Below are 13,969 nucleotides of genomic sequence, written 5' to 3'. Positions count from 1 at the left end.
ATAACCTTCAGAGTTTAATAAATTTCTTTACTTTACATCTTCAAAATCTTTATGTTTTAGAGTTGGAGCTATTTGATTTGTCACTAAAATTCAATGGGTTTCCTATCAAGGAGGCGAAGTCCACTTTGCGACAAATTCAAAAGAAAAATGAATCGGATTTTGAAGATTACGTAGAGAAGCAAAAAAAAGCGATTGTAGATTATCATTTAAAGCACAACGCTTTTTATAAATCACTCGTCAAATCCAATGATGTGGTCGATTGGTGTCAAATTCCTGTAATGACCAAACGCAATTTGCAACAACCACTTGTTGAGCGTTTGTCAGATGGTTTTTCTGAAAAAAATGTTTACATCAATAAGACTTCTGGCTCATCTGGCGACCCATTTATTTTTGCAAAAGATAAATTCTGCCACGCATTGACTTGGGCTGTCATTCAGGATCGATTTGGTTGGTTTGGGTTGGATTTCAACAGCTCAAAACAGGCTCGTTTTTATGGTATTCCATTAGATTTGAAAGGATATTATAAAGAACGATTCAAGGATGTCTTGAGCAAACGTTATCGGTTTTCGGTTTTTGATATGAGCGATGCCACATTGGAACGTCATTTAGAAAAATTCAAAAAAACCGATTTTGACTATTTGAATGGTTATACGAGTTCGATCGTTCAGTTTGCAAAATTTCTTGACAGAAAAAGTATCGTTCTTAACACTATTTGTCCCAGTCTCAAAGCTTGTGTTGTCACTTCCGAAATGTTATTTGAAAACGATAAACAGTTGATGGAAAAGCAGTTTGGTTTGCCAGTGATTAATGAATATGGTGCATCGGAATTGGATTTGATTGCATTCCAGGATACAAATGATGATTGGATTGTCAATAGTGAAACACTTTTTGTAGAGATTTTGGATGATGATAATCAACCTTTACCAAATGGCGAAGAAGGCCGAGTGGTTATCACCTCACTTTACAATAAAGCGCATCCCTTTATTCGATATGATATTGGAGATATTGGAGTTCTATCGGAAAAAAGTACTGTTCGGAAGCCAATTCTCAAAAATCTCATTGGTAGAACCAACGATTTTGCTATTTTGCCAAGCGGAAAAAAAGCAGCTGGCTTGACGTTTTACTACATTACTAAAAGTATTGTGGAAGATGATGGCAACGTGAAGGAATTTGTTATTGAACAAACTAAAACAGACACATTCAAAATTAAATACGTAAGCAGCGAGCCGCTTAATGAGTCCAAAATAAAAATTATCACTGACGAAATGGAACGCTATCTTGAAAAAGGATTGACTATTGATTTTGAGCGACAAGATCAATTGAAACGTTCGAAAAGTGGTAAGCTAAAACAGTTTTCATCTTTATTAAACCAAAACACATGATTATAACCATTGTAGCTGGAGCACGACCCAACTTTATGAAAATAGCACCAATCATTGATGCTATAAAAGAACAACAGTCTAAAGGAATTGACATCAATTTTAGGTTGGTACATACAGGTCAGCACTATGATAAAAACTTGAGCGATACTTTTTTTGAAGAGCTGAATATCCCGTTTCCAGATGTGAATCTTGAGGTGAAAAGTGGCACACAAGCCGAGCAAACAGCTGCCATAATGCTTGGTTTTGAAAAAGATTTAAAGCAAAACCCTACTGATTTAGTGATGGTAGTAGGCGACGTTACCTCAACGATGGCCTGTACCATCGTGGCAAAAAAGGAAGGAGTCAAAGTTGCGCACGTAGAAGCTGGTATTCGCTCTGGAGATTTAAGAATGCCAGAAGAAATCAATCGAATGGTAACCGATAGTTTGACCGATTATTTTTTCACTACTTCCAAATATGCCAATTCAAACTTAAAAAAACTTGGATTTGACGATGACCAAATCTTCTTTGTTGGAAATGTAATGATCGATACCCTTCGGAAAAACGAAGAACGTCTGACAGAACCTCAACTTTGGAAAGAATTGGGTTTAAAATCAAAAGCTTATATGGTAATGACGCTTCACAGACCAAGTAATGTCGATGAGGAGAACCAGCTTAAAGCCTTGATATCGCAAATAGTTGAACTTGCTAAGGACTATCCAATAATTTTTCCCGTACATCCCAGAACAAAAAAACTCCTGCAAGATTTGGATTTAAATTTTGAAAACCTTCACTACGTGGAGCCTTTAGGATATCTTGAGTTTAATTATCTCGTAAAGAATGCATTTGGGATGCTAACTGATTCTGGTGGAATTACTGAAGAAACGTCTGTGATGAACGTTCCTTGCATCACTTTGAGAGAAAATACAGAACGTCCTGAAACTTGTGAAATTGGCACGAATGTTTTGGTTGGTAATGACAAGAATAAAATTGAGCAAGCTTTTGCCCAATTGCTTTCTGGCAATTGGAAGAAAGGTCAAATTCCCGAACTTTGGGATGGTAATGCAGCAAAGCGCATTGTTGAACATTTGATTAAAATTTACAAGTTGAATTGAAAGATGTCTTAATCATAACCAGCTATTTTCCACCGGAAACTGGAGCAGCTTCCAATCGTATATATCATTTGGCAAACGGTTTAAAACAAAGGCAATTTAACCTCACTGTTGTCACGCCGCTCCCCAACTATCCTTCTGGGAAAATTTTCGATGGTTATAAAGGAAAATTCAAATCTAAATCAACAGAAAACGGTATTAACATCCAAAGATTATGGATCTATGCCAGTAACTCAAAGAACAAGCTGTTGAGGCTTATTGCAATGCTGTCTTACAGTTTTAGTTTGATTTGGTTTTTTCTTTGGAATAAGATTCCCAAATTGGTTATTGTTCAGTCACCTCCTTTATTGGTAGCTTTTACTTGTATGTTTTTCTTAAATTCAAAAAACAGAAAACTGGTTCTGAACGTTAGTGATTTATGGCCAATTGCAGGGTTGGAACTTGGAGCCTTCAAAAAAAATTTCAGCTATCGAATGCTCGAAAGAATTGAACACTATAATTACAAAAATGCTGATTTGGTGCTTGGCCAAAGCAATGAAATTTTAGAGCACGTTAAAGGTTTATTCCCTGAAAAAAGAGTGTTTTTGTATCGAAATTATCCTGATTTTGAGATTCCAACAGTTAATGGTATTCAAAAGAATGATTCGAATAAAATCAAAATCGTATATGCTGGATTATTGGGAATTGCCCAAGGTATCTTGAAACTTTGTCAATCTTTGGACTACAGTAACATTGAATTTCATGTTTATGGTAAAGGAGCAGAGCAGCAGAAAATAGAGGAATTTATAGCCTCAAATCCAAATTTGCCCATTTGTTATTATGGAGAGATGTCTAGAGAAGAGCTGCATAAAGTGCTTTTAAACTACGATTTGACCATCATTCCGCTGCTTAATCGCATTTATGGCTCGGTACCTTCAAAAATATTTGAATATGCCAGATTGGGTCTTCCGATGATTTATTTTGGTGGTGGTGAAGGCGAGGACGTCATCAGAAAATATCAATTGGGATGGATTGCAAATTCTGGAGATTACAATCATCTCAATGCGATTATAAATGGCATAAATAAATCTGATATTACTTTAATGAACAGAAAAGTCATTCAAAAAACGGCAGAAGCACATTTCGATTTTGGAAATCAGTTTGATCAACTGGTCAGTGAACTTTAATAGGCTTTGTCTTCGCCTTTAACAGCGTTTATGAAAGTTCGAATGATTATTTTCAAATCTAATAAAAGCGACCAGTTTTCGATGTAAAAAATATCATACTTTACTCTCCCAATAATATCCTTATCAGATTCAATCTCACCTCTAAAACCGCTAATTTGAGCAAGCCCTGTTATTCCTGGCTTTACAAAATGACGAACCATGAATTTATCTATTCGTTTAGCATAAACACTAGTATGGCTAACCATATGAGGCCTAGGGCCTACGACAGACATATCTCCAAAAAGTACATTAAAAAATTGCGGTAATTCGTCTATACTGGTTTTTCTTATGAACCTTCCTATTTTAGTAACACGTTGATCTCCTCTTGTTGCTTGATAAAGGTGTGCGTCTTTATTGGGCATCATTGACCTAAATTTATAACAATCGAACTCCTTGTAATTAAAACCGTTTCTGGATTGTTTGAAAAAAACCGGTCCTTTAGATTCCAATTTGATCAAAATTGCAATTATTGGTGTTAGCCAAGACAATATAAATATGATAATCATACTTGAGAAAATAATGTCAAATGATCTTTTAATCACGGTATTTATTGAATCCTCTAAAGGGATATTTCTCAAAGAGAGAATAGGAATGTAGTCATAATACTCATATTTGAGCTTTCTTGAATAAATTTCTTTATTATCTGGCAAAAACTTAAGAATTTTCAAATTATTATCAGCAAAGTCAGCAATATCATTTATTTGATTGTTGGTTAATTCGGATATAGAACAGTAAATCTCATCAACATTTTCTTTGAGAATATATTCGAAACATTCGGCTAGGCTCATTTCTCTTTTCTCTCTAAAATTGAATGTTTTTTTATGAATATAACCATATTCGGGATTTTTATTGAAAAAATCCTGTAGGGCAAAGGTTTTTTTATTAGCACCGAAAATCACTGTTTTTCTATAATTCCCTCCAAACGAAGTTCTATACTTTTGAAGTAAATAATACAATGCAAATTTGAATATTGCAATCCCTATAAAAGAAAGAAGAACATACTTTAAAATAGTTTTTGGATAAATATTGAAATTATAATTGTATCCTGAAAAGGCGAACATTACCAGAATAAACAAGGCCATTTGCCTGAATATCAATGCGAAAATAGTCACCTCTCTGGTAAACCTATAAACCTCATAAAATTTCGAGAAAATTGATAAAATTATCCACGCTAGCGAAACTAGGAAAATAAAAACAATAGGGTCAATGTTTTTAAAGAAGTATAGAACGGCTAGACCATTTACAATACTTAAATCGATTAAGTATGATATTGGCCTTAAATATCCTGAATATCGACCCTGTTTGAATAAACTCAATTTATCTTTTTATATGTTTTTCAAAATCTTTATGTTCGCTTTTGAAAAGTTCATCCTGGGAAAGACTTTTAAAATAGTCAAATGTAATTTTCATTCCTTCAGCCCTATCTACTTTTGGTTCCCATCCAAGCAACTTCTTTGCTAAATCAATGTTTGGTTGTCTTTGCATAGGGTCGTCAACAGGCAAGGGTTTATAAATGATTTTTTGAGATGTCCCTGTTAACTTTATGATTTCTTCTGCAAAATCTTTTATAGATATTTCATGTGGGTTACCAATGTTCACAGGATAGGCATAATCACTCATCAACAATCTGTAAATCCCATCCACTTGGTCATCAACATAACAAAAAGAACGGGTTTGCGAACCATCACCAAAAACAGTTATATCTTCACCTCTCAAAGCTTGCCCCATAAACGCAGGAATAACGCGTCCATCATTGAGCCTCATTCTCGGTCCATAGGTATTAAAAATACGCACAATTCTAGTATCTAAACCGTGAAAACGATGGTATGCCATAGTTATGGACTCTTGAAAACGTTTTGCCTCATCATAAACGCCTCTGGGACCTATTGCATTGACATTCCCGTAATAGTCTTCTGATTGGGGATGGACCAATGGGTCTCCATAAACTTCAGATGTTGAGGCTATGAGAAGTCTAGCATTTTTTGCTTTTGCAAGACCTAACAAGTTATGTGTTCCCAATGACCCCACTTTTAAGGTTTGAATGGGGATCTTTAAATAATCTATAGGACTTGCTGGTGAGGCAAAGTGCAAAATATAATCGAGATTGCCATCGATTTTGACAAATTCAGTGACATCATGCTCTATAAACTGAAAATTAGGATTGGAAGCCAAATGACTGATGTTTTTTTCGTCACCAGTAATAAAATTGTCCATTCCTATTACTTCAAAACCTTCTTTTATAAAACGATCACTCAAATGCGAGCCCAAAAAACCGGCCGCCCCTGTAATTAGTACTCTTTTAGTCATTATTTACCGTTTTTCTTCCAATGGAACTGTAATAAAAATCTTCATTCTTCATATCTTCAATATCATAAAGGTTTCTTCCGTCAAAAATAACTTTGGACTTCATCAAACCTTTTAATTTTGAAAAATTTGGTGTCCTAAATATACTCCATTCAGTACATATGATCAACGCATCTACCGAATCAGTCACCTCATACATACTGGAAGCAAAATGAAGTTTATTTCCATACTTTCGCTCTACATTTGGCATTGCTTCAGGATCGAAAACTTTTAAGGAAGCGCCTTGAGATAAAAGTTCATCTATCATATATAATGCTGGTGCCTCTCTGATATCATCTGTTTCAGGCTTGAAAGCCAAACCCCAAATTGCAAATGTTTTACCGTTTAAATTATTGTTGAAGTAAGACTTTATTCGAGGCATCAAAATGGTTTTTTGAACATCATTTATTTTAATGACAGAGTCTAAAATTCCAAAATTATAACCATTGTCTTTGCCTGACTTATGCAATGCTTTGACATCTTTAGGGAAACAGGAGCCACCATAACCGATTCCTGGGAACAAAAATCGCTTACCTATTCTTGAATCTGTTCCCATTCCTACTCTCACTTTATCAACATCAGCACCTACCAACTCACAAAAATTTGCAATTTCATTCATGAAAGTAATCTTTGCAGCCAAGAAAGAGTTTGCCGCATATTTGGTCAACTCGGCAGATTTTTCATCCATAAATAGAATTGGATTCCCAGATCTTACAAAAGGCTTGTATAGCTTCTCCATAAGTTGCAAAGCCCTGTCTGAACTTGCCCCAATTACGATACGCTCTGGTTTTAGGAAATCATCCACAGCAAAGCCTTCTCTCAAAAATTCTGGGTTTGAAACGACATCAAATTCAACATTGGTTTCTTTAGAAATAGTTTCAGCCACACGTTCTGCAGTCCCTACAGGTACGGTACTTTTATCGACAATGACTTTGTATTCTTTCATCAATTTACCTATATCTTTGGCTGCACCTAAAACATAGGATAAATCAGCAGAACCATCCTCGTCTTCGGGAGTTGGCAATGCAAGGAAAATAATTTGGCCATGTTCCAAACCTTCTTCTAGAGACGTTGAAAATCGCAATCTGTTGGCTTTAATATTTCTTTCAAAAAGAACATCAAGATGTGGTTCATAAATTGGCACTTCTCCACCTTGCATTTTTTTCACCTTCTTCTCGTCAATGTCTATGCAAAGTACATCGTTTCCTGTTTCTGCCAAACAAGTTCCTGTAACCAACCCTACATAACCTGTTCCTATTACTGATATTTTCATTATATTATTTAATTAAATTTCCATTTTCTTATTGTCTTATCTATACCACTGGAGTAAAACTCTCCATCTACATTTTTAAGAGAAAGTACGCTTCGCTTATGAATCTTAAGCTCCTTTTCAATTTTTAAAGTTTCTAAATTCAACACTAATATTGAACCATCAAATGTGCCGAGTATTAACTTGCTTTCAATAAAAAGACCGTTCAAAACAAAATTATCTGTAAGTTTAATTCTCTCTTGCTTTTCTGTTGTTAAACTTTGTTTCACGATATTTCCATCTGTTGTAGAGTAAATCAAAAATTTTTCAAAAATATGAAAATCAGAAACGGTACTTTTAGTATTGAACAATATTTTTCCATGCTTTGACTTTAAATCATGTTTGTATATTTCTCCAGAGTCAACAGCATAATACAAAAAGTCACCTCGGTATGCGATACGTCTTGCAATTCTTTTAAGCTCGACATCTAAAACAACATCAAATATGGGTTTGTTTTTATAGTCTATAGCAATTATTTTTTTATCGGATAAGCTTAATACTATTAGTCCCAATTGCTCTATGTGCAAGGCATCAACAGCTCTTCCTTCAGTATAGTAGAAAACTTCTTGCTCCTTATTTGATGACTTGTTAAAAAACCTAACAGAACATACTGTGTTTATCAGTTCATTTGAAACAGTAATCACCTCGTTCTTTTTTGGGTTATCAAAAATCTTGAGGCCGTACCCCCCCATAAAATAGCCATACTTACCACTTTCAGGGCTTATTCGCACGTGCCTTTTCTCAATATAATAAGTAGTATCCTTGTTTATGAAGAAATCTCTGATTGTGAAATTACCGTGGAGATGAACTTCTTGCGAAAAAATTGAACAAGAAAACAAAATTACAAGATAGGCACTAAATTTTTTCATTTTCTACTTTTATCAAATAATAATTAAAAAAAACTGTGCAAAAAACAATACCGTGATGTCTATCAAATAAATTTTCTATATAAAGTGCTATTGAGATAATAATAGCAAAACCCAAAAACTCTTTAAGGGCGGCTTTGGTTGTCAACTTACTTATGCAATTAAAAAACAAAATCCCGTACATGGATAAAATGAACGCACCAAAAACACCGTATTTAATAAAAATTGATAAATATTGGTTGTGGCTATTTAAATCACTATCCATAAAGTAGTATTTACCCTTTAAATAATGCTTGTAGTTGAGTAAGTCCTTTTCGGCATATTTCATAGACCCGAAAATGGGATTTTCTTTTATTAACTCAAAGGACTCTTCCCAAATAGCTAACCGAAAATCCATTGCGTGTTCATAACTTACCTTGATTCTTTTGTTGAAGATTAAAATACAAAGAATCAGCACTGCGAATAAACTTATATATCCTAAATAAAGTTTTTTAGAAAAGGAAGATACCAAATGATATATTAAGAGCAGACAGAATATAATTATTGACACTTTGCTCTCCAAAAAAAAGAATACAAAAAATGACAGTATGATTAATGTACCATACAATGTCACTGTCATCTGATTTTTACGCTTGGGATATTCTGTCATTAAATAATTGACAAAAAACATCAGGAAAATTGACAAATAAGTATGGTGAATATCAAGAATCTTTAATAAGCTATCTTGACTAAAACTCATTTGATAAATTAATACAATAATGATAACGTATACTATTGCACAAACTATTCCTAAAAAGAAAAAATATAATAAGAGTAGATTTTCTTTTGCTCCTTTCAGCAAAATAGGCACCAGAAACAATAGTTCCCAGCGAAAAAATTGCTTCTCAAATGAACCTAGGGTGTATGCGAAACCCTTCTGGATTAAACAGCTTAAGATAATATATATAAAAAAGCATAAGCCAATTAGGCTGGAATATTTTGCGGCTTTAGTATGAAAAAGATTATGCTTTAGAATAAATACTTGCAAAAGCTTTAAGGCTATTGAAAAGATGAGAGCAAAAGAACTTAAATTAACCGATAATGGCAACAGGAATAGACATAAACAAAAAACCAAAAAAGATATATCCTTTTTTTTAAATGTGGATTTTATCAGTTCAAAACAAAGGTCCAGCCGATTCATCTTTTGTTTTTGTAGTATTTTATCCTGTATATTTCAAATAAAAAGAGAGGCGTAGAGTATATATACCTTTTTGTTAACCTCCACGAAGTCAGGCTTCTATAAAACCACTCCATTTTTAAATTGATAATCCATTGCGGCGCTCTTTTTTTTGTTTCAGCAATAAAGTCAAAAACCGCCCCAATTGAACATATAGTGCTGACCTTTAACTTGTGTTGATTCTCATAAACCCATTTCTCCTGCTTTGGCGCTGTCATCCCAACAAATAAAATATCCGGAGCGAACGAGTTTACTGTTTCTATCATAATCTCATTATCTTCAGAGGAAAAAGATTTTTTAAATGGAGGTGAATAGAATCCAAACTTAATGTTCTCATAAACATCTGTTAGCTTTTTCTCGATAAGTTTTAAGGTAGTTGGTCCTGATCCCAGATAAAAGCACTTCAATTTTTCGTCATTTGCAACTTGAAGTAGTTTTTTGTGCAAGTCTGCACCTGCAATCTTTTTAATTTTTTCGCCGTTTATTTTCTTTGCCATTAAAACTATACCTTCTCCATCAGGCAAAAGTATATCACTACTCTGAAGAGCGCGTTTAAAATCTGCATCTTGTTCAGCCACAATGTAGGAATGTGCATTGATTGTATTTATAACTCTTTTATTCGAATCAAAAACAATGTCGCTAACACTACCTGTGAACACTTTATATTCTTGAAGGTCTATGGTTTTCAAAAAATGTGCTATTTGGGATCTTACTTAAATTTAATAATCAAAAATCACATAATACCGTAATTTCGCCTTCAAAAATACAATCATTATTTAATCTAATAAGTAATTTATTATTCTAATTATTTGATTTTAGCATTTTTGAAATAGTTTCAAAATAATCAAATTGGGCTGATGGAGAATATTTGGCTTCATATTCTTTTAAAGATGCAACCCTTATTTGCTCTTTTTTCCCTTCGGTGAGGTCGTTAAATTTTTGAATTGCCCCTTTTAAAGCGTTTACGCTATTTGGCTCAAATAAAAAACCATTGACACCATTAGCAATCATCGTAGATGGCCCTCCTAGATTACTTGCAAGCACTATGGTTTTTGCCGAAAATGCTTCAATTATTGTTAACCCAAATGTTTCTAACCAAATTGAAGGGAAAATAAGTGCCGTAGATTGAGCAATTTGATCTCTGACATCATCTTTCGGTAGAATTCCCAAATAACGAATATTCGGGTGTTGTTTTGATACCAGCTCAACCTCTCCTTTTAATGGTCCATCTCCAGCGATGTGAAGCTGCTCATCTAAAGCTTTAAAAGTTTCAAGTAATATTCGAATACCTTTTTCTTCGCTTAACCTTCCAATGTAAATAAAATGACCTTGTCGATCTTGATGTCTCGAATTCTTGTAGGGGTTTGTAAAATTTGGCTTTATAAAAAACTTTCTGTTAGATATCCCCAATTTTGATCCTACAAATTTTGAAGCCACTGTTGTTGTTAAACAAATATATAGATCAACCTTATTCCATGTAGCTATTTTTGAATGAAACCATATCACCATTGCGAGAACGAAAGTTTGCAATTTAGAGTCTCTGTAAACTCCGTCTCTAACGGCTTTCCAGGGAAAGTCTTGCGACAAACTCTTTAAGTATAATTTGTTTTTGAATAACAGTGTCGCTGATGGACAAAGTAACCTATAATTGTGTAAAGTTGAAACTAATGGTATTTTATTTTTTTTTACCGCTCTAATAATCAAAGGACCTGACCCATAGTGCCAATTGTGCAGGTGCACGAAGTCTGGTTTAAATGATTTTATTTTTTTATCTACAATCCTATATGCTTTAAGATTCCAAATAGAACATATAAACTGTGATAATCCATCTACTCCCTTTTGATTTTCAAAAATCAATGTTTCGATGTGATATTTTTGCTTTAATAATTCACTTTCCTGCTGAACTACCGCATCTTCTCCTCCGAAATTTCTATAGCTAGAGTGAATTATAAGAATTTTTAGCATATCAAGCCGTCATTAACTACGATGTGTTTTTTTAATTAATTTTGCTGGATTACCTGCAACAATGGTACTTGGCTCTACATTTTTGACCACTACAGAGCCCGCTCCAATAATTGCATTATCACCAATACAAATTGGCCCTATAATAATACTATGAGGGCCGATGATAACATTGTCACCAATTACAGGCGAGCCTAGATCAGCACCTTCAAAATCTTCCTTATTTCCAATTGTGGTGTTGTGCTTAATGGTGACATTATTTCCCAAAACAGTATTTTTATTAAGCACTATTGCTCTTCCGTGATGTATTATTAATCCACTCCCTATTTTAGTTGAGGCTGGTATTTCACACCCCAGAACTAGGTCTGTGATAACTTTATAAAGAATGATTAATGGAGCACACAGAACCAGAGTAAATTTATTTTTTACTTTTTTCCTAAAATAACTGACCGTGGTAAAACAAACAACGATGATCCTTCCTTTAAAATTCGGATTGTTTCTTATATCTTGTCTTATTCTAGAAAATAAACTCATCCGGACTAGATTTTCAAATTTTTAACGACTATTCTTTTTAACCAAACTACAGGCTGCAGTGCAAGCTTCAAGCATAACGAAAATAGATTCTCAATAGTGTTCATTCCTGCTAATTTTCTTGCTTGATATCCTTCTTTAAGAACTTCAAAAAAAGATAAACTTCCACTCACACCCCCTAATCTGAAATTTACCAAGGGTTTTGGTATGTAGGTAAAATTTTTCGGGTGCCTTAAGAACACTTCCAATATTAGTTGATAATCAGAAAAAGACTTCATGTTAGTGTTATATTGATGTTCCCTGTATATTTTTTTAGAAATAAACATAGATGGATGCGAATAGGTCATGCTAAAATATTTGAATTTGAAATCAGATGGATTAAATTTGAAAACTGATTTCTCTCCGGTTGGTAGTACATCATATCTGTCGGAATGTACTATACTGGTTTTGGGATTTTCCAAATATGCATTTACACTCAACTGCACGGCATCAGGTTCATACCAATCATCACTATTTATTGTGCCAATTAACTCGCCTGTGGACATTTTAATTCCTTTATTCATTGCATCATAAAGACCATTGTCTGGTTCACTTATCCACTTCGAAATTTTATCTTTATTCTCCTTAATAATGGATACCGTATTATCCGTAGATCCACCATCAATTATTATATACTCAATATTTTTATAAGTCTGATTGAAGACACTATCAATTGTTTGCTGAAGGTACTTTTCTCCATTAAAAACTACTGTAATTATGCTTACTAAAAATCCCTGGTTCATCTAATTCGAATTAGCTCTTCTATTTGCGCATCATCCATTTCTCTGTAAGACTTTTTAGCCACAGTACCAATTGCCATCCAAAGGAAAAAAAATGTTGGTGTAAAATTTTGCCTGAATTCAACCAGACACATGAAAGTTAAAATCAAAATAAAATAACCGAGACCTTTTGTGAATTTATTATTAGAGTTGAAGATTGCCAAATAACTTGAATAAATAAATATTATAACATTTAGTATGAACATAATAAACCCTCCTTTTAAGATCATTTGAAGATATCCTACTTCAATAGTTATCCTAATTGATGAATCACCCCACCAATTTTCTTTTAAAACTTCTTCTGTATACCATTTGGTGTGCTCCATAAACTCACTATAATAAGTTCCTAGTGAACCTTTACCTATTATCTTTTCCTTGTAACTTAAATCTTCCATAAGTTCTTTAAACAAAAAAGTTCTAGAATCTTGAAATTCCACGAGGGAGGATACTAAATTTGATACACTTTCATAACCTAATGTAAATATAACGATCAAAACAAGCACAAAGACTAAAATGATATATTGTATTAGTGCTTTTCTTAACCCAATGGCTGATAATTTATCAATAAACAAAATTCCAAAAGTCAGTGCCAAATATAAAAATTCAGCTCTTCTTTCTCCTAAAATTGAAATGATAATATAGACAGCAATTATTGCATATATTTTCAGCCTATTAACCGGTGAATATCTATAAACCCCAACTAATAGTACAAAGTTAATGGGTCTTAATAACCAAATCCATTCATCATTTAGCTCAAAAACAGGCAATAAAGCAAAGGCCAGAATCATTAAACCAAACATGAATGCGATTGCTCTAAATACTATTTTCCAATTTTCAATTTTCAAGCCAAGTATCATCATTGTCGGCATCATCCACGCCATTGCCATATATACATTCCCAAAATTGGTCACCCAGTCTTGAATTGAAAAAGTGAAACTTCGTGCAACCACAAAGGCTCCCCATAACACGATTAAGACAAATAAGAACCTAATGTTTTTTGAGATTCCAGAAAGTAATGACAGATTCCTAATGCACAAATAAGCAATGCCAATCTCTGATAAAAACAGAAAGGAAGAAATAATTAGCTTCTCAAAACCTATTCCATCTGGTTTAAATAAGAAGTATAAAAAAATAAAAATGACGTTAGAGTATAAAGCCCATTTAAACAGCCTACGTTCACTTAAATACATTTATAGTAGTTAATTTTTCTAAATTACATTTTTAATGTCCAATGCTCAAAATAAAC

General features: G+C 33.5%; 13 protein-coding genes. 3 read left to right on the top strand and 10 right to left on the bottom strand.

Annotation, left to right across the window (positions count from 1 at the left end; all coding sequences use genetic code 11):
• Positions 1–62: 62 nt before the first annotated feature.
• From M0G43_RS03030 to M0G43_RS03020, 3 genes are read left to right on the top strand one after another with little or no spacing between them, the layout of a single operon-like run.
• Positions 63–1,382, top strand: a complete 1,320-nt coding sequence (locus M0G43_RS03030) for a phenylacetate--CoA ligase family protein (protein ID WP_248023420.1) — start codon at positions 63–65, stop codon at positions 1,380–1,382.
• Positions 1,379–2,476 carry a non-hydrolyzing UDP-N-acetylglucosamine 2-epimerase gene (gene wecB, locus M0G43_RS03025; protein WP_248023418.1) on the top strand — a complete coding sequence of 366 codons (1,098 nt, stop codon included), beginning with the start codon at positions 1,379–1,381 and terminating at the stop codon, positions 2,474–2,476. The genes M0G43_RS03030 and wecB overlap by 4 nt, the downstream gene beginning before the upstream one ends.
• Positions 2,473–3,639 carry a glycosyltransferase family 4 protein gene (locus M0G43_RS03020; RefSeq protein WP_248023417.1) on the top strand — a complete coding sequence of 389 codons (1,167 nt, stop codon included), beginning with the start codon at positions 2,473–2,475 and terminating at the stop codon, positions 3,637–3,639. The genes wecB and M0G43_RS03020 overlap by 4 nt, the downstream gene beginning before the upstream one ends.
• On the opposite strand, the gene M0G43_RS03015 is transcribed toward M0G43_RS03020, so the two are convergent.
• From M0G43_RS03015 to M0G43_RS02970, 10 genes are all read right to left on the bottom strand, one after another.
• Positions 3,636–4,994, bottom strand: coding sequence for an undecaprenyl-phosphate glucose phosphotransferase (locus M0G43_RS03015; protein ID WP_248023415.1), 1,359 nt, complete (start codon positions 4,992–4,994; stop codon positions 3,636–3,638). The two genes, M0G43_RS03020 and M0G43_RS03015, sit on opposite strands and share 4 nt — an antisense overlap.
• Position 4,995: 1 nt before the next feature.
• The gene (locus M0G43_RS03010) at positions 4,996–5,985 is read right to left on the bottom strand and encodes a UDP-glucuronic acid decarboxylase family protein (RefSeq protein WP_248023414.1); all 990 of its coding nucleotides are present in this window, start codon (positions 5,983–5,985) and stop codon (positions 4,996–4,998) included.
• On the bottom strand, positions 5,978–7,294 hold the full coding sequence (locus tag M0G43_RS03005) for a UDP-glucose dehydrogenase family protein (RefSeq protein ID WP_248023413.1): 1,317 nt from the start codon (positions 7,292–7,294) through the stop codon (positions 5,978–5,980). The genes M0G43_RS03010 and M0G43_RS03005 overlap by 8 nt, the downstream gene beginning before the upstream one ends.
• A gap of 8 nt (positions 7,295–7,302) precedes the next feature.
• A complete protein-coding gene (locus M0G43_RS03000) occupies positions 7,303–8,199 on the bottom strand; it encodes a WD40 repeat domain-containing protein (protein ID WP_248023411.1) in 897 nt (298 codons plus the stop codon).
• Entirely contained in the window at positions 8,186–9,283 is a 1,098-nt protein-coding gene (locus M0G43_RS02995; protein ID WP_248023409.1) for an O-antigen ligase family protein, read from the bottom strand. Before M0G43_RS02995 ends, M0G43_RS03000 begins: the two co-directional genes overlap by 14 nt.
• 89 nt (positions 9,284–9,372) lie before the next feature.
• Positions 9,373–9,990 carry a WecB/TagA/CpsF family glycosyltransferase gene (locus M0G43_RS02990; protein ID WP_248023408.1) on the bottom strand — a complete coding sequence of 206 codons (618 nt, stop codon included), beginning with the start codon at positions 9,988–9,990 and terminating at the stop codon, positions 9,373–9,375.
• A 223-nt stretch (positions 9,991–10,213) separates the two neighbouring features.
• Complete coding sequence (locus M0G43_RS02985; protein ID WP_248023407.1) at positions 10,214–11,377, bottom strand: glycosyltransferase; 1,164 nt, start codon at positions 11,375–11,377, stop codon at positions 10,214–10,216.
• A 12-nt stretch (positions 11,378–11,389) separates the two neighbouring features.
• Positions 11,390–11,908, bottom strand: coding sequence for a serine acetyltransferase (locus tag M0G43_RS02980; protein WP_248023405.1), 519 nt, complete (start codon positions 11,906–11,908; stop codon positions 11,390–11,392).
• A 5-nt stretch (positions 11,909–11,913) separates the two neighbouring features.
• Positions 11,914–12,687 carry a glycosyltransferase family 2 protein gene (locus M0G43_RS02975; RefSeq protein WP_248023402.1) on the bottom strand — a complete coding sequence of 258 codons (774 nt, stop codon included), beginning with the start codon at positions 12,685–12,687 and terminating at the stop codon, positions 11,914–11,916.
• The gene (locus M0G43_RS02970; RefSeq protein WP_248023400.1) at positions 12,684–13,913 is read right to left on the bottom strand and encodes a hypothetical protein; all 1,230 of its coding nucleotides are present in this window, start codon (positions 13,911–13,913) and stop codon (positions 12,684–12,686) included. Before M0G43_RS02970 ends, M0G43_RS02975 begins: the two co-directional genes overlap by 4 nt.
• Positions 13,914–13,969: the final 56 nt, after the last annotated feature.

Origin of the sequence: Subsaxibacter sp. CAU 1640 (assembly GCF_023156585.1) — a bacterium.
GTDB lineage: Bacteria > Bacteroidota > Bacteroidia > Flavobacteriales > Flavobacteriaceae > JBPOFM01.
The sequence above is the reverse complement of the archived record's forward strand: the minus strand, read 5'-3'. Positions and strand labels throughout refer to the sequence as shown.